27 protein-coding genes and 1 pseudogene are annotated in these 26740 nt (G+C 71.6%); 9 read left to right on the top strand and 19 right to left on the bottom strand.

The genetic code is table 11. The features are described from left to right. Window positions 1–21 precede the first annotated feature (21 nt). The 4 genes from ABZX40_RS16135 to ABZX40_RS16120 all read right to left on the bottom strand — a co-directional run bounded on the left by ABZX40_RS16135 (window position 22) and on the right by ABZX40_RS16120 (window position 3813). Window positions 22–1461, bottom strand: a complete 1440-nt coding sequence (locus ABZX40_RS16135) for an aldehyde dehydrogenase family protein (protein ID WP_355742196.1) — start codon at window positions 1459–1461, stop codon at window positions 22–24. A gap of 8 nt (window positions 1462–1469) precedes the next feature. Continuing rightward, on the bottom strand, window positions 1470–2543 hold the full coding sequence (locus ABZX40_RS16130) for an NAD(P)-dependent alcohol dehydrogenase (RefSeq protein WP_355742193.1): 1074 nt from the start codon (window positions 2541–2543) through the stop codon (window positions 1470–1472). Window positions 2544–2734: 191 nt separating this feature from the next. Next, window positions 2735–3463 carry an SMI1/KNR4 family protein gene (locus tag ABZX40_RS16125; protein WP_355742190.1) on the bottom strand — a complete coding sequence of 243 codons (729 nt, stop codon included), beginning with the start codon at window positions 3461–3463 and terminating at the stop codon, window positions 2735–2737. A gap of 53 nt (window positions 3464–3516) precedes the next feature. Then, the gene (locus ABZX40_RS16120; RefSeq protein ID WP_355742187.1) at window positions 3517–3813 is read right to left on the bottom strand and encodes an Atu4866 domain-containing protein; all 297 of its coding nucleotides are present in this window, start codon (window positions 3811–3813) and stop codon (window positions 3517–3519) included. Window positions 3814–4051: 238 nt separating this feature from the next. Here ABZX40_RS16120 and ABZX40_RS16115 point away from each other — a divergent pair, with 238 nt between their 5' ends. Together ABZX40_RS16115 and ABZX40_RS16110 are read left to right on the top strand one after the other, a co-directional pair. Continuing rightward, window positions 4052–4837 (top strand): Atu4866 domain-containing protein, encoded by a 786-nt coding sequence (locus tag ABZX40_RS16115; RefSeq protein WP_355742181.1) that lies wholly within the window; start codon window positions 4052–4054, stop codon window positions 4835–4837. Between the two features lie 112 nt (window positions 4838–4949). After that, window positions 4950–6347 (top strand): amidohydrolase family protein, encoded by a 1398-nt coding sequence (locus ABZX40_RS16110; RefSeq protein WP_355742178.1) that lies wholly within the window; start codon window positions 4950–4952, stop codon window positions 6345–6347. A 69-nt stretch (window positions 6348–6416) separates the two neighbouring features. Here ABZX40_RS16110 and ABZX40_RS16105 read toward each other — a convergent pair whose 3' ends face one another. The 4 genes from ABZX40_RS16105 to ABZX40_RS16090 form a co-directional block, all read right to left on the bottom strand. Further along, on the bottom strand, window positions 6417–7532 hold the full coding sequence (locus tag ABZX40_RS16105) for a MerR family transcriptional regulator (RefSeq protein WP_355742175.1): 1116 nt from the start codon (window positions 7530–7532) through the stop codon (window positions 6417–6419). Between the two features lie 130 nt (window positions 7533–7662). Beyond that, the gene (locus tag ABZX40_RS16100; protein WP_355742172.1) at window positions 7663–8466 is read right to left on the bottom strand and encodes an SDR family oxidoreductase; all 804 of its coding nucleotides are present in this window, start codon (window positions 8464–8466) and stop codon (window positions 7663–7665) included. Between the two features lie 87 nt (window positions 8467–8553). Next, window positions 8554–9396 (bottom strand): SDR family NAD(P)-dependent oxidoreductase, encoded by an 843-nt coding sequence (locus tag ABZX40_RS16095; protein WP_355742169.1) that lies wholly within the window; start codon window positions 9394–9396, stop codon window positions 8554–8556. A gap of 279 nt (window positions 9397–9675) precedes the next feature. Next, entirely contained in the window at window positions 9676–10530 is an 855-nt protein-coding gene (locus ABZX40_RS16090) for a helix-turn-helix transcriptional regulator (protein ID WP_355742166.1), read from the bottom strand. A 198-nt stretch (window positions 10531–10728) separates the two neighbouring features. Here ABZX40_RS16090 and ABZX40_RS16085 point away from each other — a divergent pair, with 198 nt between their 5' ends. Continuing rightward, complete coding sequence (locus tag ABZX40_RS16085; protein WP_355742163.1) at window positions 10729–11580, top strand: helix-turn-helix transcriptional regulator; 852 nt, start codon at window positions 10729–10731, stop codon at window positions 11578–11580. Between the two features lie 5 nt (window positions 11581–11585). Here ABZX40_RS16085 and ABZX40_RS16080 read toward each other — a convergent pair whose 3' ends face one another. The 3 genes from ABZX40_RS16080 to ABZX40_RS16070 form a co-directional block, all read right to left on the bottom strand. After that, entirely contained in the window at window positions 11586–11798 is a 213-nt protein-coding gene (locus ABZX40_RS16080) for a hypothetical protein (protein ID WP_355742160.1), read from the bottom strand. Window positions 11799–11903: 105 nt separating this feature from the next. Next, window positions 11904–12326, bottom strand: coding sequence for a hypothetical protein (locus ABZX40_RS16075; protein ID WP_355742157.1), 423 nt, complete (start codon window positions 12324–12326; stop codon window positions 11904–11906). A 4-nt stretch (window positions 12327–12330) separates the two neighbouring features. Then, complete coding sequence (locus ABZX40_RS16070; protein ID WP_355742154.1) at window positions 12331–12513, bottom strand: hypothetical protein; 183 nt, start codon at window positions 12511–12513, stop codon at window positions 12331–12333. Between the two features lie 432 nt (window positions 12514–12945). Between ABZX40_RS16070 and ABZX40_RS16065 the strand changes: the two genes are divergently transcribed. After that, the gene (locus ABZX40_RS16065; protein ID WP_355742151.1) at window positions 12946–14115 is read left to right on the top strand and encodes a helix-turn-helix transcriptional regulator; all 1170 of its coding nucleotides are present in this window, start codon (window positions 12946–12948) and stop codon (window positions 14113–14115) included. A gap of 152 nt (window positions 14116–14267) precedes the next feature. Here the strand turns inward: ABZX40_RS16065 and ABZX40_RS16060 are convergent, their stop codons facing one another. The 4 genes from ABZX40_RS16060 to ABZX40_RS16045 form a co-directional block, all read right to left on the bottom strand. After that, entirely contained in the window at window positions 14268–14744 is a 477-nt protein-coding gene (locus tag ABZX40_RS16060) for a UTRA domain-containing protein (RefSeq protein ID WP_355742148.1), read from the bottom strand. A gap of 16 nt (window positions 14745–14760) precedes the next feature. Then, on the bottom strand, window positions 14761–15000 hold the full coding sequence (locus ABZX40_RS16055; protein WP_355742145.1) for a GntR family transcriptional regulator: 240 nt from the start codon (window positions 14998–15000) through the stop codon (window positions 14761–14763). A gap of 151 nt (window positions 15001–15151) precedes the next feature. Then, window positions 15152–16834 carry a discoidin domain-containing protein gene (locus ABZX40_RS16050; protein WP_355742142.1) on the bottom strand — a complete coding sequence of 561 codons (1683 nt, stop codon included), beginning with the start codon at window positions 16832–16834 and terminating at the stop codon, window positions 15152–15154. A gap of 187 nt (window positions 16835–17021) precedes the next feature. Next, the gene (locus ABZX40_RS16045; protein WP_355742139.1) at window positions 17022–17912 is read right to left on the bottom strand and encodes an alpha/beta hydrolase; all 891 of its coding nucleotides are present in this window, start codon (window positions 17910–17912) and stop codon (window positions 17022–17024) included. Between the two features lie 193 nt (window positions 17913–18105). On the opposite strand from ABZX40_RS16045, the gene ABZX40_RS16040 reads away from it, so the two are divergent. After that, a complete protein-coding gene (locus ABZX40_RS16040; RefSeq protein ID WP_355742137.1) occupies window positions 18106–19092 on the top strand; it encodes a hypothetical protein in 987 nt (328 codons plus the stop codon). A 48-nt stretch (window positions 19093–19140) separates the two neighbouring features. Here the strand turns inward: ABZX40_RS16040 and ABZX40_RS16035 are convergent. After that, window positions 19141–19344, bottom strand: a pseudogene (locus ABZX40_RS16035) (bifunctional 5,10-methylene-tetrahydrofolate dehydrogenase/5,10-methylene-tetrahydrofolate cyclohydrolase); the annotation flags it as partial. 173 nt (window positions 19345–19517) lie between these two features. Next, window positions 19518–20483: a ferric reductase-like transmembrane domain-containing protein gene (locus ABZX40_RS16030; protein ID WP_355742135.1), complete on the bottom strand. Its 966-nt coding sequence runs from the start codon at window positions 20481–20483 to the stop codon at window positions 19518–19520. 285 nt (window positions 20484–20768) lie between these two features. Between ABZX40_RS16030 and ABZX40_RS16025 the strand changes: the two genes are divergently transcribed. From ABZX40_RS16025 to ABZX40_RS16010, 4 genes are all read left to right on the top strand, one after another. Beyond that, on the top strand, window positions 20769–21347 hold the full coding sequence (locus ABZX40_RS16025) for a snapalysin family zinc-dependent metalloprotease (protein WP_355742133.1): 579 nt from the start codon (window positions 20769–20771) through the stop codon (window positions 21345–21347). Between the two features lie 113 nt (window positions 21348–21460). Continuing rightward, a complete protein-coding gene (locus ABZX40_RS16020; RefSeq protein ID WP_355742130.1) occupies window positions 21461–22630 on the top strand; it encodes an acyltransferase family protein in 1170 nt (389 codons plus the stop codon). A gap of 110 nt (window positions 22631–22740) precedes the next feature. Further along, entirely contained in the window at window positions 22741–24123 is a 1383-nt protein-coding gene (locus tag ABZX40_RS16015; protein WP_355742128.1) for a hemolysin family protein, read from the top strand. Beyond that, on the top strand, window positions 24120–25142 hold the full coding sequence (locus tag ABZX40_RS16010; RefSeq protein ID WP_355742125.1) for a hemolysin family protein: 1023 nt from the start codon (window positions 24120–24122) through the stop codon (window positions 25140–25142). Before ABZX40_RS16015 ends, ABZX40_RS16010 begins: the two co-directional genes overlap by 4 nt. Before the next feature lie 21 nt (window positions 25143–25163). Here the strand turns inward: ABZX40_RS16010 and ABZX40_RS16005 are convergent, their stop codons facing one another. Then, complete coding sequence (locus ABZX40_RS16005) at window positions 25164–26414, bottom strand: lanthionine synthetase LanC family protein (RefSeq protein ID WP_355742123.1); 1251 nt, start codon at window positions 26412–26414, stop codon at window positions 25164–25166. A 159-nt stretch (window positions 26415–26573) separates the two neighbouring features. Continuing rightward, a complete protein-coding gene (locus tag ABZX40_RS16000) occupies window positions 26574–26720 on the bottom strand; it encodes a hypothetical protein (protein WP_355742120.1) in 147 nt (48 codons plus the stop codon). Between the last annotated feature and the right edge of the window lie 20 nt (window positions 26721–26740).

Below are 26740 nucleotides of genomic sequence, written 5' to 3'. Positions count from 1 at the left end.
CCGTTGCCACGGCGCCCGTCGTCATTCGGCCGCCGCCTCCGGCTTCGCGGGCCGGGTGAGGACCTGGATGTCGGTGTAGCCGTGCAGCCCCCAGTGACCGTTCTCCACCCCCAGGCCGCTCTGCTTGTGGCCGCCGAAGGGGAGGTCGGGGCGGACGCCGAGGCCGTGGATGTTGACGGCGACCTGACCGGCGTCCAGCTCGGTGGCGACCTTCGCGGCGCGGTCCAGGTCGGGGGACCAGACCGAGGCGGTCAGACCGTAGTCGCCGGTGTTGGCGCGCTCGATGGCGTCGTCCAGGTCTCGGTAGGCGATGACGGGCAGGGCGGGGCCGAACTGTTCCTCGTCGACGACGCGGGTGCCGTCGGAGAGGCCGGAGAGGATGGTGGGGGCGTAGAAGTAGCCGGGCCGGTCCAGCGGGGCGCCGCCCGCGGCGGCGGTGGCGCCGTGGTGCAGCGCGTCGGCGACCAGCTCGGACACCCGGTCGTACTGGGCGCGGTTGTTGAGCGGCCCGAGCTGGACGCCCTCGGCGGTGCCGGTGTCGACGCGGACACTGCGGGCGCGGTCGGCGAGGGCCTCGACCAGGTCGTCGTAGAGGCTCTCGGGGGCGTAGACGCGTTTGACGGCCAGGCAGAACTGGCCGTTGTTGGCGAACGCGGCCCAGAAGAGGCTGTCGGCTATCTCCTGGGGGTCGGCGTCGTCGAGGATCAGGGCGGGGTCGTTGCCGCCGAGTTCGAGGGTGAGGCGCTTGAGATCGTCGGCGGCGGTCGCGGCGACGCGTCTGCCGGTGGCCGTGGAGCCGGTGAAGCTGACCTTGCGGGGCACGGGGTGGGCGGTCATCAGGGCGCCGAGCGGGTCGCGGCCGGAGACGACGTTCAGGACGCCCGGGGGCAGCGCCTCCTGGAGCACTTCGCCCATGGCGAGGGTGGCGAGCGGGGTGTGGGGGGAGGGCTTGACCACCATGGTGTTGCCCGCCCGCAGCGCCGGGGCGATCTTCCAGGTGGCCAGGATGAGGGGGAAGTTCCACGGGGTGATGGCGGCGACCACGCCCAGCGGGCGGTGGAGTATCTCGGCGTAGCCCCCGGCGTCGTCCTGGACGATCTCGCGGGGCAGTTCGAGATCGGCGTAGTAGCGCAGCCAGACGGCGGAATTGGCGACCTCGCGCCGGGCATCGGCGAGCGGCTTGCCCTGCTCGGCGGTGAGGAGCGGGGCGAGGGTGTCGGTGGCGGCCTCCATCACATCGGCCGCCTGTCTCAGACACTCGCGCCGGGCGTCGTCGTCGCGTCGCCAGGTGCGGAACGCGTCGGCGGCGGCCCGCATCGCCAGGTCGAGCTGGTCGGGGGTGCAGTCGGGGGCCTGGGCGAAGGGCTCGCCGGTGGCGGGGTCGATCACCTCGAAGGTGCCGGTCCCCGCGAGCGCCGAGCCGCCGACGGTCATCCGGGACGTACGGAGCGTCTGGTGCATCGTTCCTCCTAGGGGATCAGGACGGGCTTGACGGTGGAGCCGTCGGCGGCGGCGCGTTCGGCCGTGTCGATGTCGGTGAGCGGGTAGGTGCGGATCAGCCGGTCGAAGGGGAAACGGTCCTGCTGCCAGAGCGCGATCAGCTGGGGGATGAACCGCCGGGGAATGGCGTCGCCTTCGAGGATGAAGCGGACGCTGCGGCCGACCAGCGCCTCGGGCCGCAGCACGAGTTCGCCGCCGCCCGCGGCGACCAGACCGCAGCTGCCGCCGGTGTGCAGCGCCGCCACCGCGGTGGCCATCACCGAGGTGACGCCGGTGGTGTCGAGGCAGTGGTGGACCTTCCCGAGGGCGGCGGCCAGTTCGGGATCGGCGCCGTCCAGCACGCGGGTGGCCCCCAGTTCGGCGGCCAGGGCGCGACGGCCGGGGTGCAGATCGACGGCGACGATGTCGGAGGCACCGGCGACCTTCGCGGCCATCACCGCCGCGAGCCCGACGGCTCCCGCCCCGAACACGGCGAACGCCTCACCCGGCCGCACCGGAAGGCAGTTGAGGACCGCTCCGGCGCCGGTCTGGAGGCCGCAGCCCAGGGGGCCGAGCAGTTCGAGAGGCAGGGCGGGGTCCACCACGACCAGATTGCGTTCGGTGGCCAGCGCGTGGGTGGCGAAGGACGACTGCCCGAACCAGCGGGCCCCGACCGGCGCCCCCTTCGCGTCGGTGGCACCGGTCGTACCGTCCGGGCGGGCGCCGGACAGATTGCGGACCATGAACTCGTCGCAGTAGGAGGGGGAGCCCTCCAGGCAGGGGCCGCAGCCGCCGCCGCACGAGTCGAAGCTCATCACCACGTGATCGCCGGTCCGGATCCGGGTCACCCCGGGCCCCACCGCCTCGACCACCCCGGCGCCCTCGTGCCCGAGCACCAGCGGACGCGGCAGCGCCGGGTGCCTGCGCTGCCCGATGTCGGTATGACAGAGCCCGGCCCCGACGACCCGGACCAGTAACTCGCCGGGCCCGGGTTCCTCCAACTCGATGTCCTCGACGGCCAAGGGTTCGGCGGGCCCCCTCAGGACCGCTGCCTGGATACGCATCACTGGCTGCCTTCCGGGGCGGGGTGGGTGGTGGTGGGTGGTGGGTGGTGGGTGTTAGTGGCTGTGGCCGGGGGGGAGGGAGGCTGTGGCGGGGGGGTGGGTATCGGTGGCGGGTGGCGGTGCAGCAGCTTGCCCGGGGGTGCGGGTGGGGGCGCGGGGCGGGACGGGAGTCGGCACGTACGGGTAGAGGTTCAGCCCTTAGCGGCAGTACTGGCGTCGGGGCGGTTTCCGCCCTCACCGCGGCCCCGCGCCACTTGGGCTTCGGTCCTCTCGACCCAGCCGAGATACCAGTCGGCGAATCCGGTCTGCCCGAGCCGACCGAGGCGTCCGTCCCCGGCCCGCTCGTCGAGCCACACCTGCCCGCGCCGCGCCCCGGACACGACGAGCCAGTGGAAGGAGCCGCACCCTTCGTGGCTCAGGCACAGGGCGCCGGAGAGCAGCCGCTCGGACAGCTTCTCGTCCTCGACCAGCCAGGCACGGTACGCCGCGTCGAAGGCCGTCTCGTCCTCGAAGCGGGAGGGGAGGGGTTCGTCGCGCTCGTGGTCCGCCTGGGCACGCGCGCTCTCCTCCTCGTCCGGGAAGGGGAGGCGCAGCCGCTCATGGGCGGTACCGCCGCCGGGGTCGCTCCACAGCCAGCCGGTCCTTCGTGTGCGGGACAGGGTCGCGAGCCCGTAGAACGGTCCGGCACCACCGGCACCGACTTCGAGGAGGAAGGCCCGGTAGTCCGCGGGCAGCGAGACCCCCCACTGGGCCTCCGCCTCGGCGACACCCGCCTCCGGCAGCGGGTCGGCGAGCCTGAAGCGATGACCCGTTCCCCCGTACGTGCCCCACGCCCCGAAGACCTTCCGCGCCTCATCAGCACGGGCCAGGGCCTGCACCCGCTCCCGGACGCCGTTCCAGTTCGTCGCCGTCGCCCCCATGAGCCGAAGCGTAGGCCAACGGAACTACGCGGGGCAGTCCCTCCGGCCCCCCGTCACGCCCCCGCCCCGCCCTCGCGGTAGAGGATCAGATGCTCATGGTGGAGAACCCCGTCCCGGACGTCCCCGGTCGCGGTGAAGCCGGTGTCGTCCACGTAGTCGATATGGGCGCCGGTGACGGTGTAGCTGCCGGTGTAGGCGCTCCGGCGGGCGCCGCGGGCCTCGTCGTAGCGGCCGTCCGCACGTAGCTCCTGCCGGATGAAGCCATCGGCGGTCACCCACATCCCCACGAACGGGTGGGGGTGGGGGTTGGGGTGAGCGTGCGGTGGGCTGGGTGTGTCGTTGCTGGTCATGCCGCCACGATCCGCCCGGCCGCCGACGGCAACCAGGCCGCCGCTCCCCCGGGAGGGGGCTTCCTGGGTGCCGGACACCTAGGGACACAGCGGCCTGGTTACCTCCCCGCCGCGCGACGAACCTGATGGTCAGGCCGCTGCCCCAGCCGCCGCACACCAACCCACCCGCCTCCCACCCCCGCCGACGCTCGCTCCCGCAGCCGGCGCGGCGACGAGGCGACCCATCGAGGAGCACGCCATGACCATCAGCGACAGCGCCATCGGCACCAGCACCAGCACCAGCACCACCGCGAGCTGGAACCCCGCGGCCCTGGAGGAGATCCTCTCCAACGACGAAGGCCGCCCCGTCCTGTTCACCAACGCCCGTGTCCTGACGATGGACCCGCTGATCGGCACCCTGACCGGCGCCGATCTGCTCTTCGTCGGCGCGCTGCTGGTGGGGGTCGGCCCCGGCATCATCACCGCCGCCGGGGACGACAACGCCATCGTCGTGGACTGCGCCGGGCTGACCATCACCCCCGCCGTCGTGGACACCGTGGCCCTGGCAGGAGGCCGCGACCGGCGCTCCGCGTACGTGGCGGCCCTGACGCCGGGCAACACCTCCGACTTCCTGGTGCTGCCGGACGAGTTCGCCGCCGACGTACCGAGCGCGGTGGCCACGCTGATGACCCACCCGGAGCGGGTCCGCGCCCTCGTCGCCGCCGGGCGCCCGGTGCGGTGGGCGGGCGCCGACCTCCCGGCCCCGGCCGCCACCACGCCCGGCACCGGCACCCCGGCCCCCCAGGACCTGACCGGCGACCCCCGCGTCGGCGTCTGGATCGACCGCAACGACTTCCTGCACCAGGAACTCACCGCCGACGGCCGCTACGACGAGACCCGGGGCGGACGCCCGCACGCCTACCAGGGCCGCTACTGGATCGACGGCGACCGCATCGACTACCTGGACGACCTCGGCTTCTGGGCCTACGGCGAGTTCCGCGACGACGAACTCCACCACGCGGGCTACGTCATGAAGCTCGGCTGAGCCCCCTCGCCGATCCCCCTCCCCCCTTCCCCCCCTTCCCCCCGGCCCCCTCTCCCCTCTCCCCTCTCCCCTCTCCCCTCTCCCCTCTCCCCTCTCCCAGAAGGCAGACCTCATGAACGCCCCCAAGGACACCACCACCGGCCCCGCCCTCCTCGAAGAGATCCGGCGGCGGCCCGCCGACCGGCGGCGCATCCTGTTCACCGGCGCGACCGTCGTCACCATGGACCCCGCCCTCGGTGTCCTCGACGGCGCCGACCTCCTGGTCGAGGGGAACACGATCACCGCCGTCGGCCCCGCCCTCGACGCGGGGGACGCCGTCGTCGTGGACGCCACCGGCACGATCCTCGCCCCCGGTTTCATCGACACCCATCGGCACGCCTGGGAGGCCCAGCTGCGCCGGATCATGCCGGACGTGGACGACCTCGGCGGCTATGTCATGGCCACCCTCGCCGGGTACGCCACCGTCTACCGGCCCCAGGACATGTTCGTCGGCACCAGGCTCGCCGCCCTCACCGCGATCGACAGCGGCATCACCACGATGCTCGACTTCTCCCACAACTCCCGTACCCGCGAGCACTCCGAGGCCGCGATCGAGGCCCTCCTCGGTACCGGCATCCGGGGCGTGCACGCCTCCATGGGCCCGCACTTCGGCGACTGGGACCGGCAGTGGCCCGGCGATCTGGCCCGCCTCAAGGGCCGGTACTTCAGCAGCGACGACCAGTTGCTCACCCTGCGCCTGGCGGCCCTGGCGACCGACGAGATCTCCGGCCCGGCACTCGCCTACGGCCCCGAACTCGCCCGCACTGCAGCCGACTTGGGCATCGGGGTGAGCGTGGACGCCGTCTTCGGCACGGCCTCCTCCGACGCGGTCCTGCGCTGGGCCAAGGACGGCATCCTCGGCCCCGATGTCACCCTCATCCACTCCACCGGGCTGACCCCCGAGGCATGGCGGGCGATGGGCGGGACCGGCACCACCGTCGCCCTCGCGCCGACCTCCGACGCGCAGATCGGTCTGGAGACGGCGATCCCGGCCGTGGACGAGGCACTGGCCGCCGGGATCCGCCCGGGGCTGAGCATCGACGTCGAAGTCGCCCTGGCCAGCGATATGTTCGCCCAGATGCGGGCCCTGCACGCCATCCAGCGGATGCGCGCGGTCAACGCCGCCTACGGCACCGACCGGCAGCCCTCCCGGATCACCACCCATGACGTCCTGGACTTCGCCACCCTCCAGGGCGCCCGCACCAACGGCCTGGCCTCCGTCACCGGCTCCCTCACCCCCGGCAAGAAGGCCGACCTCCTGGTCATCCGCGCCGAGGACCTCAACAACATGCCCCTCAACGACCCCATCGGCACCATCGTGCTCGGCTCCGACGCCCGCAACATCAGCGCCGTCCTCATCGACGGAGAGCCCCGCAAGTGGGACGGCCAGGTCCTGGACGTCGACGTCACCGCCCTGCGCGAGGAGGTGCGCGCCTCGCGGGAGTACGTACTGAACACCCCGGCCGCCTGAGCCCCCCCCCCTGATCGCCGATCGCGCCCACCGCATGAAGGATGCGGTGGGCGCGATCGGCGTTTCCGTTCAGGCCACGAGGAGACGCAGGCCCAGTTCCGCCGCGTCCAGGGCGACGAGTTCCCGGTTGCGTTCCGCCCAGCGGCCCGTGGCGAGGTCGTCCCGGAGCCCGCTCACCGCACGCGCCTCGGCCCGTGGCCCCACCCTGGTCCACACCGACACCGCGCGCCGCACCCGCTCGTCCAGATAGGACTCGGGGCGCCGCCAGTGGGCCTCGAAGAAGCCGTCGGCGCAGTCCCAGGGGATGAGGACCGGCTCCATCCGGGCACCGATCGCCGCGGCCAGCCGCTCCACCGGGGGCCGTCCGTCGACCAGGCCGGACACCTCGGGCAGATAGTCGCGGGTGAGCCAGAACCGCTGCCGCCAGGCGGTGTCACCGGCGTCGTGGGTGAACACCACGACGCGCCGGGCCACCCGCCGCATCTCGCGCAGCCCGGCGACCGGGTCCTGCCAGTGATGGACGGTGCTGAAGGCCATCGCCGCGTCGAAGGCCCCGTCCCGGAACGGCAGCCGCTCCGCCGTGGCCGCCACGCACGGCGCCGCGCCCCCGGGACGCCGGGCGCGCATCACCGCCGAGGGTTCCACCGCGGTCACCTCACGGTCCGGGGGTTCGTAGGACCCGGTGCCCGCGCCCACGTTCAGCACCGTACGGGCGTCCCCGAGCGCCTCCCAGACCTGGGCGGCGATCCGCGGCTCGGTGCGCCGGGTGGCCGGGTAGGCGGCGCCGATGGCCTCGTACAACCGCGGGCCGACCATTTTCAGTTGCTCCTCCGGCGGGGTACTGATCCCCATGGCACGTGCCTCCAGTTCTCGGTCGATGGCCGCCGCCATGGCGGCGGCGCGGTCGCGCCGGTCCAGCAGCAGCCCGCGCAGCCGGCGCAGCTGGGCGACGGTGTCGGTGGCCGGGTCGTCGACGAGGTCCGTGATCTCACGGAGCCCGAAGCCGAGCCGACGGTAGGCGAGCACCTCCCGCAGCCGCTCCACATCACCCGCGGAGTAGGCCCGGTATCCGGCCGGGGTCCGCGCGGAGGGCCGGACGAGGCCGATCCGGTCGTAGTGGTGCAGGGTGCGGACACTGACGCCGGCCAGCGCGGCCACGCGTCCCACGGTCAGTTGCTCGTCCATGCCACCGACTCTGCGCCCTGACGCACGGGGAGGGTCAAGGGCGGGGCGCGGCCGGGACCACACGTCAGGGCGGGGGAGGGACAGCGTCCGGCTGTCCCTCCCCCGCCCTGATGTGCGGGACTGTCTCCGCTCAGATGGCCTGGGCGGTGGGCAGGATGGTGATCTCGGTGAGGTTGACATGGCGCGGGACGGCGGCCATGAAGGCGACGGTCTCGGCGATGTCGGCGGACTGGAGGACCTCGATGTCGTGGATCAGGTCGGCCATCAGCTTGGAGGCGTCGGGGTCGGTGACATGGTCGGGGAGTTCGGTGTCGACCATGCCGGGCTCGATGGTGGCGACACGGACCATCTTGCGGCCGAGTTCGACGCGGAGCAGGCGGGTGAGGTGGCTGATGTACGCCTTGGTGCCGGAGTAGACGGAGAACTTCTCCAGGATGCGGGTGGCCGCGATGGAGGAGGTGTTGATCAGATCGGCGGGCCTGCCCTGCGCGGCGACCTCGGTCAGCTGCGGGACGAACGCGGCGATGACGTTCATCAGGCCGCCGATGTTGAGGTCGATCTGGCGCTGCCACTCGTCGACCTTGAGTTCCTCGATACCGGAGACGAGCTGGACACCGGCGTTGTTGAACACCAGGTCGGCCCTGCCGAAGCGGTCGGCGACCTGGTCGGCGGCGGACTGGACGGCGGCCCGGTCGGTGACATCGACGGCCAGCGCGAGCGCGGTGCCCCCGGCGGCCTCGATGTTCTTGACCACGTCGTCCAGCCGCTCCTTGCGCCGGGCGAGGACGACGACGGTGGCACCGAGCGCGGCGAGCCGTTCGGCGGTGACGGCACCCATGCCGCTGGACGCACCGGAGACGACGGCGACCCGCCCGGCCAGGGGGGTACCGGTGAGCAGCGCGGAGGAGGACGAAGAAGAAGACGAAGAAGACATGAGGGGACCTCGTTCTGAGTGGTGATGGTGCTGATGGGCGTGTGGGGGGGGAGGGCCGTGGCCCGAGAGGGACTGATCCGTGATGGATCAGGCGGCGGCGTCGTCGTGCCCGGTCGCGGCGGACTTCTCGCGCCAGGGGGCGAGGTCGGCCTGCACCTGCTGGTACTTGACGTCCAGCCGCTCCAGGGTGTCCCGCCCGAGATAGAGGTGGGTGGGCAGCGACTCGGCGGAGCCGACCTCGACGATGAGCGCGGCGCCCTTGACGGGGTCGCCGAGCTGGGCGTGGTTCGCCCGGTCGATCCAGTCGAGCGTCACATGGGCGGGGGTGTCGTCGTAGTCGGAGATACGGTTCCGGGCGACGGAGAGGGAGCTGGAGTCGAGGAAGTCGGTGCGGAAGACGCCGGGTTCGACCACCATCGACTGGATCCCGAACGGCGCCATCTCGACGGAGAGTGCCTCACTGATCCCGGCGACGGCGAATTTCGAGGCGCAGTAGAGGCTGACGCCGGGCTCGCCCTCGAAACCGGAACGGGAGCCGATGTGCACCAGTCGGCCCGAGCCCTGCTTGCGCATGACCGGCAGCACGGCACGGGTGACATTGATCAGCCCGAACACATTGAGGTCGAACAGCGACCGGGCCTCCGCGTCGGTGATCTCCTCAAGCGCGCCGAGCAGCCCCCGCCCGGCGTTGTTGACCAGGACATCGATGCCGCCGAACCGCGTCACGGCGGCATCGACCGCCGCCGGGATGCTGTCGTGGTCGGTGACGTCCAGGGCGACCGCGAAGACGCGCTCCGAGTCCTTCAGATCGTCCGGCACCCGCTCCGGATTCCGTACGGCGACCACGACATTGTTTCCCTCGGCCAGGGCGGCCCGAGCGATTTCCGCGCCGATTCCACGCGAGGCGCCGGTGACGAACCAAGTAGCCATGGGGTGAACCTTCTTCCGTCTCTTCCCTTACCGGACCGGAAATCCCTTTCCGACGGGCCCCTTTTCGGGACTCCGATGGGGAGCCCGCTTCGGGAACCCTTTCCAGGGCCCCTTTCAGGACTCCCTTTCGGGGGTCCCTTCCAGGCTCCCTTCCAGGTTCCCTTTCGGGGATTTCCTGCTGACGTTTTCGAGTCTGCCCGGGGAGGAGGACGGGATGAAGGCCGTGCTTTTCCTGGGTGTGCCGCACCCAGGCTCGGGGCCGAGGCCCGGACAACCGCCTCAGGGCCCCGCGGATCCGGGCGCGCTGAACGAACCCAGCAGGGCCAGCCCGTCGGCGGAGGGGGAGCCCGGCTCGGCCTGGAGGATGACGAGTCGCTGGCCCGGCGCGCTGCGGATGTCGAGGGACTCGTGCCGCAGTTCCAGGTCGCCCACGAGGGAGTGGCGGACCCGGAGGAGGTCGTGGGGCGGGATCCTGGGGTGCTCGCGGGCCCAGAGCGAGCGGAACTCGACGCTACGGACGGCGAGTTCGCCGACGAGTTCCATGACGCGGGGGTCCTGCGGGGCGTGTGCGGCGGCCTGCTGGAGGTCGGCGACGGCCCGTTCCCCGGCCCGGCGGGCGTCGCGGTGGAAGGTCTTCGCGGCGGGGTCCAGGAAGAGCATGGACAGGATGTTGTCGTGCCGGGCGAAGTCCCGGTGGAGGGCGTCGGCCAGGGCGTTGGTGGCGAGCAGGTCCTGGGCGTGGCCGATGACGAAGGCCGGGGCGGCGGTCCAGCTCTCGATCAGCCACCGCAGATGCGGCCGGACCCGCTCGACGCGAGCGGGGGGTTTGGTACGGCGGGCGGCGGGCCGGGCCAGCCGGAGGAGTTCCGCCCGGTCGTCGTCGCCGAGCCGCAGGGCGCGGGCGAGGGCCTCCAGTACCCGGGGTGAGGGGCTGCGTTCACGGCCCTGCTCCAGCCGGCCGTAGTAGCTCGCGCTGACCCCGGCGAGCACCGCGACCTCGTCGCGGCGCAGACCGGGCACCCGGCGCCGCCCTCCGCCGGACAGCCCGGCCGCCGAGGGGCTGAGCCGCTCTCTGCGGGAGCGCAAGAACCGGCCCAGCCCTCCTACCGGGTCGGCGTGCATATCTTTTTCCATACTGTCAAGGCTAGGGGGAACAGAAGGGGCGAAGGACGCCCGACGGTGGGTGCGTCACACCCAGGAACGCGGCGCCCGGCACACCCCGCATTCACCACAAACATCTCCCCCTCATCACTCTTCGTAGATAAGGCGTCGCTGGCCGCGAATTCGGGCGATGACGGTTCTCGGGGCCGGAAAGGCACCTACTCTTGCCGTATGAGCACTGGCACGCCCTTGGGTGATTTCCTCAGAGGTCGCCGAGAAGCCCTGAAACCGCATGACGTCGGTCTGCCCGAGCACGGGCGGCGCCGGGTACCGGGATTGCGCAGAGAGGAAGTCGCGCTGCTCGCCGGGGTCAGCTCCGACTACTACATACGGCTGGAGCAGGGCCGGGAGAGCAGCCCGTCGCCGCAGGTCCTGGACGCCGTGGCGCAGGCGCTGAAGCTCGACGCGGAGGCGACGGACCACCTCAACCGCCTCTGCCTGGCCCCCTCGCAACGCCCTCGCGACCGGGGCGATTCATCCGTCAGCCCGCAGCTCCTCCAACTGATGGACGGCTGGGAGCACACCCCCGCGTTCGTGATCGGCCCGGCGCTCGACATCATGGCGGCCAACTCCCTCGCGGTGGCCCTGCACAGCGGGTTCGCCCGGTTCGACAACCTCGCCCGGATGGTGTTCGCCGACCCCGCCGGACAGGACTTCTACCAGGAGTGGGAGCGCGCGGCGCACTCCTGTGTCGCCGAGCTGCGGGCCGCCTACGGCCATGATCCCGCCTCCGAGCGGATCGCCGAGGTCGTGGCGACCCTGTCGGAAGCGAGCGAGGAGTTCGCCGACCTGTGGCCCCGCCACGACGTCAAGAGCAAGTCCCAGGAGGGCAAGCACCTCAAGCACCCCCGGGTCGGCGACCTCCACATCGCCTTCGCGGCGTTCACGGTCAACGGGGCCCCGCACCAGCAACTGATCGTCTACCAGGCCGAACCGGCGAGCGCGACGGCGACGGCGTTCGAGACATTGAGGACGACGACGGCCCAGCCGCCCGCGCCCAGCGAACAACGCCTCACGCCGTAGCCCGGCTACTCCTCCCCCACACCCCGCCGCACCAGCTCCTCCTCGACGGCCCGAAGCTTCCGCCGCCACTCCCGCCCACTCTTGGGGCTACGCCCCATGCCCCGCGCCACGGCCTGCTCGGCCCGCCCGGCGGCAAAGTCCCGTCGCTCGCGCAACTGCCCGACGCTGAGACCGGGCAGATCCGCGTACCAGTTGTCGTAGAGCTTCCAGCGAGGCATGCGTTCAGAGTGCCGCCGCGCGACGCTCGGCCGCACGGCGTTTTTTGGGGTGGACGGCGACCGGCGCCCGGGGCCCTGCCGTGCCCCGGGCGGACGGGGTGTGTACTACGGCGTACCGTGCGGGTCGCTCTCCGCGGCGGCCTCGGACCCGTCCGCCGCCGCCCGGTCGGTGCCGGAGTATTCGAAGGTGTGGCAGCCCTGGTGATCCTCGTAGAGCATGCAGGCCACGTCCTTCGGGGTGGGTCCGCTGACGGCATCGCAGTCCGGCAGCACGAGCACCTGCTCGGCCGGACCGCCCTCCGGCCACTGGGCCCACACCTCGCCATAGCCGGCGTCGTCCAGCTCCCAGGTCAGATCGAGATGCGGGCCGGTGTCGTGTTCCTCCAGCTGGCAGCACAGGTCGACGCTCACCGACACCCGGGGGTCACTGGTGTCGGGGATGTGCGCGAGCATCAACGCGACCAGGTCGACCGGCATCCGGCCCGGTGCGCCGCAGCGCCGACGCTTCGGTTCATCGTGCGGGGACATCGCGTCACGCCTCCCGTCCGGCGAACCCGGGAACGTCCGGCCGGACGCCGAGGCAGCGCGGGCAGCGGCACGGCGGCCAGCGGTCCGACACCAGCATCAACGGCCCGGGAACACCCCGGAACACGCGACGCACGACGGGACCGATCCGCTTACCGTCCGGGCCCACCCGGTAGATCTCGATGGTCATGCGCGACTCACCCGACGCGGGCCGGGTACCGACGTTCACCGGGCCCCCTCCCCGCCCTCGGCGGCGAGCACATAGGGGCGGATCAGCGCCGTACCGGCCCCGTCCAGCAAGCCGCACAGCCCGTGGGGCGACCGGGGCGCACGGCCGGAACGAGACGCGTACGGGCACCTCGCGGTAGCCACAGAACCCGGACGCGCACCCGCCCGACGCCTCCCCTTGCCCGGCAGTAAGACGCCCAGCACCCCGGCCAGGAGCATGCGGATAGGCTTCACCATGTTGACCTGCTTCCGTCAGGTTGACCATGCCCCCGGACGTTTGCCGCGTCGCGGGGGTTCTTGCTCTCCTCACGCTGTCGAACCGTCGCAGAACTGCGGGAGTTGACCAGCGTTGACTAGACTCGGCAGTCAACGGTCAACACCTTCCGGAGTGGCCATGGACGACTTTCCAACACGGGCGCGCGCGGCCTTGGCCGCTCAGGGTGTGAGCCTGCGGGGCGCTGCCAGAATGCTGAACTACGACGTGTCGTATCTGAGTCGAGTTCTCAATGGCAAGCAGCGGCCGTCTCTGCAATTGACAAGAGGGCTCGACAAACTACTCGGCACACATGGCGAGTTAACAGATGCGGCTGCGCGAGAGAGGCGGGCCGCGAAATCACCGTCGAGCGAACGCCAATCGGCCTCATATCAAGAGCGCGGAGAGGATTTCGCTGGCACCATTCGCGGGCTGTCTCAGCATCTTATCGCTCTGGACAATGAGGTGAACGGCCTGCCCATCGCCGAAACGGCAGCCCGCTCCTACAAGTCGGTGCATCGCCGCATCGGCGAGGGCACGTACACGCAGAAAGAGGAACGGGACATACAGTCGGCTGCGGCAGAGTTGGCCGAGATTGCCGGGTGGGCTCTTTTCAACGCAGGAGAATTCGGTGCAGCAAGGCGGTTCAATCAGGAGGCTCTATTCCTCTCGAACCTATGCGGAGATCGCTCGATCGAGCTGATTTCCCTACAGAATCAGGCAATGCTGTCAGGCTGGGTCGGGCGGTCGCGCGAGGAGCTGGCCATTGCCAGGTCCGTCCTCGACAGGGGGCCGCTTGCACCTGGCGTTGAGGCCATTTTCCGGGCCAGGGAGGCACAGGGCCTTGCCGGCTCGGGGCTTGACTCGGAGGCTCAGAGAACCTTTGGGCGGGCACGCTCTCTCCTCCAGGAAGGCGCGCCGGAGGACGGGCCGCACTGGGCATGGTGGATCACGGAGCAAGAAATCGACCGACAGCAGGGTCGAGCGTTGCATGAATCCGGGAACTCACGCCAAGCGATTCCCATTCTAGAGCGAGCATTGGCCCCTACCTGCAATGCTCAGGTTGGGTACCGAAATGTCGCCGCTGTGCGCCTGCTGGCTTGCCTGCTCAAGGAAAAGTCATGGCAAGCGGCCGAGGATGAGGGAATGAAGCTCACCCACGCCATCAACGAGATGTCATCCGTAGTCAGCCTGAACCTGCTGTCAGCCATCGCCCGCAGAGGGGACGAATTGCCCGGCGCTCCGATGGGGGTGCGGGACGTCCTCCATCACATCGTCGACGCGCTCAACGAGGACCCTTACGCGTTCTGATTCCGGCAGCAACGGAGTCAGGCGCTTGAGCGGAAGGCGGCACTTCCGACATGTCTGCGCCCGACTCTGCACGCCGCGCAGCGGCCTCTACCAAGGTACGTCGTTGTCGCGCCAACAGCGTTGGCACGCATGCCGACTTCGTAATCCGACGTTCAGTCAGCCATCGCATACTCCTCCGTCCGTGCCCATCGACCCGCCGGAGTAATGGCCACCTCGTACGCCAGCGGCTGGCCGTCCGCGTCATAGGAGACATGCCGCACTTCGGCCACGGCCGCCGGTGCCTGGAGCGTCAGCAATTCGCACTCCCGGTCCGTCGCGAGTCGGGAGGTCCACCAGTCGCGACCGGTGTGCGGGCGACGGCCCGTCTGCATCTCGACGTAGCGGGTTGTCCCCTCGCGCACCCGCTCACGCTGAAGCAATCGTGGTGCGACCTCGGCGACGGCTGACGTGAACCACGAACAGCTCACGGAGGTCGGTTGTTCACCCTCGAACGTCACCCGCTCCCTGCGCGCGACCTGGTCGCCCGGGGTGACACCGAGCGCCGTCGCCGCATCGTCCGGGGCAGGCACCATGTCCGCCCCGAGGATGTCGGTGCGCTCACCGTCCGTATGGAGGTGGCCGGTGGCCACAGCGGTTCGGTAGCGCTCACCCGCTGTTCGAGCGCGGGGTGTCCGCTCCCGCACGCTGCTTCCCGTTCCCCTGGCGCGTCTCGATGAGACCCTCGTTCCGGAGCACCTCCAGCGCGCGTACGACGGTCGCCCGCGACACCTTCCAGCGCTCCGTCAGCTCACGTTCGGACGGCAGCGAGTCACCCGGCCGCATCTCGCCCCGGACGATGCGCCCCCGCACATCGGATGCGATCTGGTCATACTTCGGCAGTGCCATGACCGACTTCCCGTCAACTGGTGGACTGATGAACTGAGGGACTGGTCCAGCAGGCATGCTCAAGCAGGCGTTGACGGCAGTCAAAACGGGTCCGGGCATCGCGCCACAGGCAACCCCGGTCGGCAGCCCCGGGGTTGCCCACCCCACACGCTCAGACGCTGAACACCCCCAACCCCGACAACTGCCCCGCCGGCCACCCCGTGTTCGCGGTGATCTGGACGCGGACGTACCGGGCCGTCGCGGCGGCGGGCAGCGTGATGGTGACCGTGTTGCCCGTGGCCGGGTTGAACGTGCGGCCCGTCGCGGCGGACAGGGTGGTGAAGGTCGTGCCGTTGGTGGAGCCGAGGACGGCGAGGGTCTGGGTGCGGGTGGCCCAGGCCGGGTTGGGCGGCAGGGTCAGGACGAGGCGGCCGACGCTCCGGTCCGCGCCCAGGTCGACCTGGATCCACTGGGGGAACGCGTTGTTGACGCTCTCCCAGTACGTGGCCGCGTCGCCGTCGACCGCGTTGCCGGGGACGTAGACCTGGGTGTGGCCGCTGGCGGTGACGGTCCGGCGCAGGGCGAGATCGCCGGTGGGGGGCTGGGGGCCGCCGCCCGGGTAGGGGACGGTGGGGCGGACGGCGGTCAGCGCGAGCTGGCCCTTGAGCATCCGGCCGCCGTCGGCGGTGAGGCGGAGATAGTAGTCGGAGGAGCAGGCCGTGCCGTCCTCGTCCAGGGCTCGGATGCCCGAGCCGGTGGGGATCTGGGCCTGGGTCTCGGCGGTCTTGGCGATCTGGTTGCCCTCGTTGAACTCGTCGAACATGGAGATGTAGAAGCCCTGCACCCCGAGCCCGGTCAGGTTGTAGAACTGCCGCCACATCAGATCCCCGTGGCGGCGGTGGCCGGACTGGAGGTCGCCGGGGATGACACAGGGCTGGTAGTCGACGCCCCGCGCGGCGCAGTCGGCGAGGTCGGGGGTGTTGAGGTCGCGCAGGAAGCGGTCCGCGCCGGCGACATCGGAGATCCGGCCCACCATCCAGGGCGAGATCATGTCGAAGGAGCGGTACACCTCCTGGAACCCGGGGCGGGAGTCCTCGACGCCGTTGCGCCAGTGCGTGGGGACGCCTCCGATGACGTAGCAGCCCTGCGCCTTGAACCAGTCGACGACGTCCTTGCAGGGGGCGGGGGCGAAGGGGCGGCCCGGGTCGCTGAAGCCGAAGCCCCAGATGCAGACGACGGGTTTGCCGTTCTGGCGGGCGTAGGCGGACGACGCGGTGTGCGCCCGCATCTTGTTCGTCCAGTCCTCCTTGATCTGGCTCTGCATCGCCGTCCAGTCGGTGACGTCGTACATGATGTAGAACTTCCGGCCGTACGCCTCCGCCGACTGCCGCACCTTCTGCGCCATGCCGTCGCGGGTGGGCCCCTCCGCACCGAAGGGGTTGAAGCGCTGGAGGGCGGCCGTGTCACAGCCGTGGTCGCGCATCCACTGGAAGTGGGTGTCGACGGTCCCCTGGTCCCAGGACGAGAAGAGACTGGCCGTCTGCCCGTTGCCGAGGTTGGCGTAGGCGGTCGGGTACGTCCGGGTCAGCTCCCGCAGGTCGGGCCAGGAGACCAGCGTGGTGTTGGAGGGGGACGGGGGCTGGGAGGCGTTCTGGCTCCAGTGCCACCAGCTGTTGATGGGGGCGCCGTCGCCGATACAGGCGAACCAGCCCTGATAGCCGACGGTGATCTTGCCGACGACATCGCCCGGGGGTGAGGCGGCGACGGCGGGGGCGGAGGTGAGGGTCCCTGCGGTGGCGACGGCGGCGGTACCGATGACAGCCGACTTGATGACGGTTCGTCTGGAGATGCTCACGGAGTCCTCGCATGACCATGGGGGATTCGAGGTACGGGCGAGCATCAAGCTATGGACTTGTTCGTGCACAGACAAGAAGAGTGCATGCAATTTCTCGACAAGGGGTCACAAGATATTGACAGTTGGGGAGGGGGTGAGGGGAGTGAGGGGTGAGTGAGGGGTGAGTGTCCAGGTCACCCGGCGCCGGTCAGCGCGGGGCACCGTGCGGGCCGACGTCCGCCATGAACGCCAGGACGAGCGACACCACCCGCTCCGGACACTGATCGTGCGGATAGTGCCCCGCCCCCTCGATCAGCTCCAGCCGCCCCAGCCCGGCGGGCAGCGCCCCGACGATCGCCGCCCCCTCGGCGCGCGGATCGGCCCAGTCGGGATCGCCGGTCCCCATCACCACGAGCACCGGTGACCGTACGGCGCCCAACTGCGCACCGGCGTCGGCCGGGTTCCCGCGCCCCATCCCCCGCAACGCCTTCATCCGCCCCGGTTCGCGCAACAGCGCGTCGATCCGGTCCAGCCGCCGCCCCCAATCGGCCGGGCGCACCCCGGGATAGGCCACGTCGAGATACGACCGCCACAGCCGCACGCTCCCGAACAACCCGGCCCCGAGCAGCCGCAGCATGCCCCGCCGAAACCGCCTCACCCGCAGATCACCGGCGCGGACGGACTGCTTGCGGGTGAACGGCGCCAGTTCCACGACCGCGGAGACCAGCGCGGGTTCGCGGGCCGCGGCGATGGTGGCGGCACCGCCGGAGATCGAGTGCCCGACGAGCACGGCAGGGCCGCCGCCCAGATGCCGGATCAGGGCGATCAGATCCCCGGCGATGGCGGTACGGCTCCATTCCGGCCACTGGGTGCTGGACTCGCCGCAGCCCCGCAGATCGACGCCCGCGACCCGGTACCCGGCCGCCACCAGCGCCGGAGCGACGGCACGGTAGGCGTCCCGGCTGTCCCCCATGCCGTGCGCGAGCACGATCAGCGGTCCGGATCCCGCCACGTCGTAGGCGAGGGTGCCTCCGTCGACTTCGAGATACCGGGTCCCGGAGGGGGAGGGGGAGGGGGAAGCGGGCGCGGGCTGGTCCATGGTGATCTCCGAGGGGGAGGAGGGATCGACTGATCGGCTAATGCCGTTAGCTTAGCTGCAAGCTAACGCCGTAAGCCATCCCCGTCGACGCCCCCGCCCCTCGACATATCCGCCACCCCCGTCCCGCCCCTAGACTGCGGCGCACTTCCGGCCCGCGAGGCGGGCGCGGCGGGCGACAACAGGGGGAGACACCGTGACACCACGCTCTGATTCCGGCTGGCGCAGGGCCTGGTCGAGGCGGCGGCGGGGACGGACGACGACCCGGGCCTGGCAGCAGCGCGAGCGACGGGGGCAGGGAGGCGGAGCCGCCGGAGCCCGGCCCGACGGGCTGAGCGGGCGGATATCCGGCTTACGCATCTGGTTCGCCACGGTCATCGCGGCAGCGCTCGCGGCGATGCTCGGCAACTGGATCATCGCGACGCCCGGGGTGCTGTTCGACGTACCGGAGGTGCAGGACGGGCTGCGCCCCGGGCCGGAACTGTCGGTCTCGGTGGAGAAGGTGCAGTTGGACGACGAGGGTCTGAGCAAGGTCACCCGCGAGGATCACCGGCCCGACGCCCGGCTCGCGGCGCTCATGGCCCGGCCCAACGCGGTGACAGCACCCGCGTTCGACGAGGCGCTGCGCGCGGTGGGCGGGGTCAATCTGGAGACCCTGACGATCCGGACCGTCTTCACCAGCCGCCGCAGCCAGCAGATCAACATCGTCGACATCCAGCCGGAGATCCTGGAGCGTACGGCGCCCTGGTCGGGGTCGTTGTTCAGCGCCCCGTCGCAGGCCGGTGCCCCGACCATGAATCTGATGCTCGACATGGACCGCCCCCGCCCCCAGGCCCGGGACGCGGTGTTCGACAACTCCACCGGGAAGATGGAGCCGGGCAAGCCGTTCTTCGCCCAGCGGACCATCACCCTGCGGGACGGCAAACAACAGGTCGTCCTGGTGCGGGCCCGGACCCTGCGCCACTACGTCTCCTTCCGGCTGCGCGTCACCTACCTGCTGGGTGACGACCGCAGGACGGTGACCGTGGACGACAAGGGCCGCCCCTTCGAACTCACCGCCTTCAGCGGCGACGCGGACTATCTGAAGCCCGAGTACCGCCGGATCTTCACCTTGCAGGGCGACTTCTCCCTCTGCCAGACCACCCCGCCCGCCGCCACGCCCTGCCCCGACGACGAGCCGTAGCGGCAGCGGTGACCGACCACCACGACCCCGGCCCGGCCTCCGCCCCCCTCACCCCGACGCCATGCCCAGCTGCGCGGCTGCCGCCCGGACCGTCTGGGCCAGCAGCACGGCGATGGTCATCGGGCCGACGCCGCCGGGGACCGGGGTGATCAGCCCGGCCCGGGTGCGGGCGGTGTCGAAGTCGACGTCGCCGATGTTGCCCGGGTTGTACCCGGCGTCGATCACCACCGCGCCGGGCTTGAGGTCGGCGCCGACGATCAGGCTGGACAGCGTCATCGTCGCCATCGGCGCGGACGACCCGGAGCCGGTGTCCCTGTCGGTGGACCCGGTCCTGATCGACGAGCCGATCGTCACCAACTGGCACACGGACCCGGCGGACGCGGTTCCCTTCGGCTGACCGGCGGGCCCGGTGCGCGTCTGCTCCGCTACTCCGTCTCGTGGACGTGCGGTCCGGTCGTCGGAGGCTCGGTCGGGCGGTCCCGGCCGCCGTCCTTGCCGGTGATGACCACGGCGGCCAGAGCGATGACGACGGCGGCTGCGGTGAGGCGGCCCGCCGCCCGGAGGGTCCAGGCGGGGAGACGGACGTTCTTGCCGGGCGCGGGGAGGCGTTCGGAGGGGCGGGCGGGGCGCAGGAGGCGGAGCAGGAGCAGGGCGGCGATGGGGAGTTGGAGGAGCCAGAGCGTGGTGCGGGGCCAGGAGCCGTACCAGACGTTGGTGCCGTAGAGGAGGGTGTGCCAGACGCTGAGAATGTAGACGGCGATGACGAAGCGGTGCAGTCGGCGCCAGGTGGTGGTGCCGATGCGGTGGCGGACGTAGAAGAGCAGGCCCAGGGGGATGGCGAGGTACAGGGCGCCCTGGCCGATGGGGATGGCGGTGCGGCCGGTGCCGGAGTCGTACCAGCCGGGGACGAAGGAGTCGGCGAAGCCGGTCCACAGGCGGGCGGCCCAGCCGAGTTTCTCCTCGTAGCGGACGAGTTCGGCGGCGAACATCAGGGCGTGGGCGGCCATCAGGGCCATCGTGGTCAGGCTGGTGGTGCGGTGCCAGCGCTCCAGGGTGCGGTGGCGGCGGCCGACGCCGGGGCCGGACAGGACCAGGCCCAGCATCACCGTGCCCCACGCCCACAGCAGCCCCGACCAGCCGAACGCCTGGCTCAGCAGATACATCCAGTACTCGGCCGGATCACTCATGAACGGCATCACCGCGACCGTGTCCGAGGCGCCCGACTCCATCCGCGCCCAGAAGAACGCGAACACCGCCGCCGTCACCCCGATCGCCGCGCTCGCGTCGGGGATCGCCGCCCGCAGATCCGAGCGCAGGGTCACCCGGCGATCGGCGGGACGCGACTCCGTCACCGGTGGCTCCGAGGTCTCCCGCGATATCTCTGGCTGCATCGTGACGTCTCCTGCTCGGCTGGGGGCGATCGAGGGGCGTGCCTCAGGAGTCGGACGGGAGGGGGGTCGAGTTCCCGCGAGAGTTCAACTCCCTTCGGGCCGGGCCCGGTTCCCCCCGCGTCCCGCCCGCCCTATCATCCATCCCGGTGATGTCATGGACACGTCGCCAGCACGTCGCCATCCCATCCGCTCCAACCGGCTCCACCCCGTTCCACCACCTCTCCACCCCGCTCCATGCCCACCCCCCACCCCCCACAGGGGCCCGCAGAGTGAGGAATCGGAATCATGCTTCGACGTACCTTCACCGGTATCGCCGTCGGCGCGGTGTTCGCCGTTCCGGTCGTGGCGTTCGGTGCCGCGCCCGCCGTCGCCGCGCCGACCGCCGCCGCGGCGGTGACCACGCTCACCTATGACGACAGCACCGCCGCCGAGTTCAAACCGCAGGTCACCCAGGCCGTCGGCATCTGGAACAGCTCGGTGAGCAATGTCCGGCTCGTCAAGGCCACCGCCGGTCAGCGGGTCAACATACGGGTCACCGCCGACAACGGCTGGCCCCGCGCCAACCTCGGCCCGGTCCGCACCACCGGCACGGTCACCGTCTGGGTCGGCCGCGAGGGCGTCACCGCGGGCTACAACGTCGTCCGGATCGTCACCCATGAGCTGGGCCACAGCCTGGGGCTGCCGGACGTCAAGCCCGGCCCCTGCTCCTCCCTGATGTCCGGCTCGACGGGCGGCGTGAGCTGCAACAGCGTCACCCCGAACGCCGCCGAGGCCGCCCGGGTCGAGCAGAACTACGCCTCGGCCGCCGCCGCGACCGCCGGGCAGCCCTCCGGGTCCGGAGTCGTGGTGCGGGACGCCGCGTAGCGGTACGCGGTACGCAGGACTGACGGACGACCGCCGGACGCCTTCGCTGTCCGTCGGCTGTGAAGTGCGCGGGACGGCGTTTGCGGGGCCGCGGCGGCGGCAAGGCGGGGAGGATGCCCTCCCCCCACTCCCCCGACTCCCCCCACTTCACTCACGTCACCCACGTCACTCACGTCACCGAAGCAACGCCCACGGGTCGCGCCCCCGCCCAGGAGCGCGACCCGTTCTTCGACAACGCCAAGTACCTGGCGATCGTGCTGGTGGTGATGGGACACGCCTGGGAGCCGCTGCGCTCCGACAGCCGGGCGGTGACCGCGCTCTACACCCTGGTGTACGCCTTCCACATGCCCGCGTTCATCGTGATCTCCGGGTACTTCTCCCGGACCTTCGACGCGAGCCCGGCGAAGATCGGGCGGCTGGTCACCGGGGTCGTCGTGCCCTATGTCGTCTTCGAGACGGCGTACACGCTCTTCACCCGCTGGAGCGACGGGGAGCCGGACCGGCCGGTCAGTCTGCTGGACCCGCTGTATCTGACCTGGTTCCTGGCGGCCCTGTTCATCTGGCGGCTGACCACCCCGATCTGGCGGCGGCTGCGGTGGCCGCTGCCCATCGCGCTGGCCGTGGCGGCGCTGGCCACGCTCTCGCCGTCCATCGGCGACGACCTCGATCTCCAGCGCGCCCTCCAGTTCCTGCCCTACTTCGTGCTCGGGCTGTGTCTGAGGCCGGAGCACTTCCGGCTGGTCCGGCGGCGGGGGGTGCGCCCGGTCGCGGCGGGCGTGCTGCTCGGGGCGCTGGTGTTCGGCTACTGGGCGGTGCCCCGGATGGACTACGCCTGGTTCTTCCACAACGCGGCGGCCGTGGAGTTCGCCGTGCCCGCCTGGTACGGGCCGCTGATGACCCTCGCCCTGTTCGGCTGCTCGCTGGTCCTGGTCGTCTGCTTCCTGGCCTGGGTGCCGGGGCGGCGGACCTGGTTCACGGCCCTGGGCGCGGGCACCCTCTACGCCTATCTGCTGCACGGTTTCCTCATCCAGGCCGGGAACCACTGGGAGTGGTCGCGGCAGGACTGGGCGGGGACCCCGGCCGGGGCGGTGGCGGTGTCCGTCGTCGCCGCGGCGGTCGGTACGGCGCTGTGCGCCGCGCCCGTGCGGCGGGTGTTCCGGTGCGTGGTGGAGCCGGGGATGAACTGGGCGTTCCGCAAGGAACCGGACCGGGTGGCGGTGTCCCGCACGGCCAGGGAACCCGAGAGTGGCCAGAATCGTTTGCAAGGTTCCACAGCAAACTGAGGAGTGGCCGCTTTGTCCGCCAGACCGACGGACCCCCCGGGGCACAGTCCCCGACCATCCCGCCACAGCAGTCATGACGCGGACCGCGGCACCCGGCGGGGTGGTGTTCGATGAGTGCCGTCCAAGCCTGGCTGGGCCTGCTGGCCGTTCTCGTGCTCACCGCCGGGACGGGCTATTTCGTGGCCCAGGAATTCGCCTATGTCTCCGCCGACCGGCTCGCCCTCGCCCGCCAGGCCGAGCGCGGTGACCGTGCCGCGGCCCGCGCGCTGAAGGTGCTCGGGCGGCTGTCGTTCATGCTGTCGGGCGCCCAGCTCGGCATCACCGTCACCGGACTGATCGTCGGCTTCATCGCCGAACCCTCCGTGTCCGCCCTGCTCGGCCCGGTGCTGACCGGGATCGGGGTGCCCGAGGGCGCCGTCGGCACGATCTCCGTCGTGCTGGCCTTCGTCGGCGCGACCGTCGTCCAGATGGTGCTGGGCGAGCTGGCGCCGAAGAATCTCGCCATCGCCGTACCCGACCGGCTGGCGAAGTCCCTGTCCGCGTCCACGCTCGCGTATCTCAAGATGGTCGGGCCGGTGATCCGGATCTTCGACGGGGCCGCCAACCGGCTGCTGCGCCGGATCGGCATCGAGCCCGTCGAGGAACTGCACCACGGGGCCACCCTGGAGGAGCTGGGGCATCTCATCGGCGAGTCCCATGAGCAGGGCGAACTGCCCCGGGACACCGCCGCCCTGCTGGACCACGCCCTGGAGTTCTCGGAGCGGACCCTCGACGAGGTGATGGTGCCGCGCGCCGACGCCGTCTTCGTCCGGGAGAACGCCTCCGCCGCCGACGCCATCGGCCTGATCGGCCGCCACGGCCACTCCAACTACCCGGTCCTCGGCGACCACCCCGACGACATCTCCGGGGTGGTCGGCGTACGGGAGCTGATGGCGCTGCCCGCCGGGCGGCTCACCGGCACCACCGCCCGCGCCCTGGCCCGGCGCCCGCTGCTGCTGCCCGACACCCTGCCGCTGCCGCACGCGGTGGCCCGGATGCGGGAGCTGGACGACGAGTTCGCGGTCGTCCTCGACGAGCACGGCGGAGTCGCCGGCATCGTCACCTACGAGGACATCGCCGAGGAACTGATCGGTGACATCGCCGACGAGTCCGACACCGTCACCGCGCCCGCCGTCCCCGACCCCACCGGCGGCTGGCTGGTGGACGCCCGCCGCCGCCTCGACGAGATCGCGGAGGCCACCGGCGTCGAGCTCCCCGAGGAGGACGACTACGACACCGTCGCCGGACTGATCGTGGACCGCCTCGGCCGCTTCCCGGCGATCGGCGACCGGCTCACCGTGGAGCTGCCCGGCGGCGGCCGGGCCGGGATCGAGGTCCGCACCCTGGACCGGCACGTCCCGGCACGGGTGCGGATCGAACGCCTTCCGGAGCCGGAAGCGACCGTGGACGCGGAAACGACCGTGGACGACGACGACCCCGAGGACCCGTCATGAGTTTCCCGATGGCCCTCTTCGTCACCGTCCTGCTGCTCATCGGCAGCGGCTTCTTCGTCGCCGCCGAGTTCGCGCTGGTCGCGGCCCGGCGGCACCGGATCGAGAAGGCGGTCGCGCAGGGGCAGCGCGGTGCCAGGGCCGCGCTCGCCGGGATGCGCGAGCTGTCGCTGATGCTGGCCGGTGCCCAGCTCGGCATCACCGTGTGCACCCTGGGTCTGGGCTCGGTGTCCAAGCCCGCGATCTCCCATGAACTGGACCCGCTGCTGCACCGCCTGGGCCTGCCCAGCGCGCTCAGCTACGCCATCGCCTTCGCCGTCGCGATGATCGTCGTGGTGTTCCTGCATATGGTCGTCGGGGAAATGGCGCCCAAGTCATGGGCGATCGCCCACCCCGAGCGCTCCGCGATGCTGCTCTCCCCGCTCTTCCGGGGCGTGGTGCGACTGGTCCGGCCGCTGATCCGGATCCTCAACCGGATCAGCAACGCGCTGGTCCGGCTGTGCCGGGTCACCCCGCGCGACGAGCTGACCTCGGTCCACAACCGCGAGCAGCTCACGCATCTGGTCACCGAGTCCGAGCGGCTCGGTCTGATCAGCGGCACCGATTCGGAGCTGCTCACCCGGACCCTCACCGAACCCGACACCCCGGTGAGCGCGCTGAGCGTGCCGGCCGCCCAGATCACCTCGGTGGACGCGGGCGACGGGATCGAGACCGTGCTGCGGGTCGCGGCAGACTCCGACCGCACCCGGCTGCTGGTCCGGGACGCCACCGGGGCCGTCCTCGGCTCGGTCCACGCCCGGGACGCGCTGGTCGCCCGCGCCCAGGGCCGCACCGCCGACGCCCGCGCCCTGGCCCGTCCGGTGCCGGAGCTGACCGGGACCACCACGGTCGGCGACGCCATCGAGCTGCTGCGCACCCGGCGGGCCTCGCTGGGTGTCGTCCGCGACACGGACGGCCGGCTCACCGGCCTGGTGTCGCTGGACGATCTGCTGGCCCGGTTCCTCCAGCCGCAGGGGGTGTGACGGGACACGGGCCGGGCCTGCTCAGCGCAGGCCCAGGCAGTGCAGCCAGGTACGGGAGCGGCCCGCCGGGTCCGCCGCCGTCAGCAGCGCGCACAGCACGCCCGGGGCGCCGCCGAGCAGGCCCATGTCGGCCGCTGCCAGGGCGGGGAGTTCCTCGCTCCGGTCGGTGAGATAGGCGGTGAGGCGGGTGCGCAGGGCCGCCGCGCCCCGGTGGCGGGCGTGGCGGTGGAAGGCGTCCGCGACGGCGAGGACCCCGGCGGCGCCGTGGCAGCAGCCGAGGCGGTCGGTGGGCGGGTCGCCGTAGAGGTGGAACGACTCGTCGTAGTGGGCGCACAGGGTGGTGAAGGCCGACGCCGCCCAGTCGGCGGTCTCCCGGTCGCCGGTGGCGTCCGCCGCGTCCCACAGGGCCCAGCAGATGCCGGGGGCGCCGTAGCACCAGGCCTGGCGGGCGCGGGCGCCCGGGGGCGGGGGGCCGTCGAGTCCGGCGCCGTCCCAGCTGCGGATGGCGCGGGCGTCGGGGAAGGACTGGGCGGTGAGCCAGCGGGTGAGGTGGCCGATCGCGCGGGTGAGGGCGGGGGGCGGGTCCCCGGTGCGGCGGGCGGCGGCCGTGAGGGCGGTCAGCAGGCCCGCGGCGCCATGGCCCATACCGGTGTTCACCCGGCCTTCCAGCCACTCCAGTTCGGGGAAGCGGGCGTCGCGTCCGGCGCGCAGCCGCCCGAGGTCCGGGTCCGCGCACAGCAGGGCGAGATGGTCCAGCGGGGCGGGGGGCGGGGCCGCGCCGTCGAGCAGCAGCGCCTGGAGGGTGCCCGCCGGGCCCATGATGAAGTCGTAGTCGGTGATGGTGACGTCGGTGGTGCGGTACGGGCGGGGGGCGGCCAGATGGGTGTGGAGGCGGTCGGCCGCCCGGTTCAGGGCCGGGTGCAGCAGGGCGCCGAGACGCAGGCCCGCCAGGGTGCCGGCCAGTCCGCCGCTGAACAGCCCGGGATGACCGGAGCCGCGTCCGGCGGTACGGGCCCAGCTCGCGACCGCTCCGGCGGCGACGGCGATGGTCTCCGGGTCGTCGGGGCGGGCGGTGGCCAGGAGCGCGGCCAGGGCGGGGACGCCCGGGTCGGCGGTGTCCGGCGGGGAGTCGGCGGCCGAGTGCTCGGCGGCCGGGTGCTCGGCGACTCCCCGATGCTCGGCGTCCGGGTGCTCCCTGGCCCGCGTCCAGTCCCGCAGAACGGTGACGGCGAGCGCGGTGACCTGGGGTGCGGTGGTGACGGGCGAGGGCATCGGGCGCGCTTCTCCCAGAAGGTCGGGTCGGGGATGTCGGGGCGGGTGCGCCAGCGGCTGAAGTCGGTGGCGCACCCGCGGCTCAGCGGCTCAGTGAGTCCGTCGGTCAGTGAGTTCGTGGCTCATTGAGGGCGCGAGTCAGAGAGGGCGTGAGCCGGTTCAGCAGACCGCGATGACGCTACACACGATGATGGTGCAGATGCCCACCGTGTTGGCGGCGGCACCCTCGGCCAGCTCCGTGTCGGTGATCCGGGTCTCCAGATCGGTGATGAGGTTGTCGAGGTCGTTCGTGTCGATGGAAGGCATGACGTTCTCCATTCGGTTCG

Source organism: Streptomyces sp. NPDC004610, from assembly GCF_040609715.1.
Lineage (GTDB): Bacteria > Actinomycetota > Actinomycetes > Streptomycetales > Streptomycetaceae > Streptomyces.
Note: the sequence above shows the minus strand (reverse complement) of the source record. Positions and strands in the feature narration are given on the sequence as shown.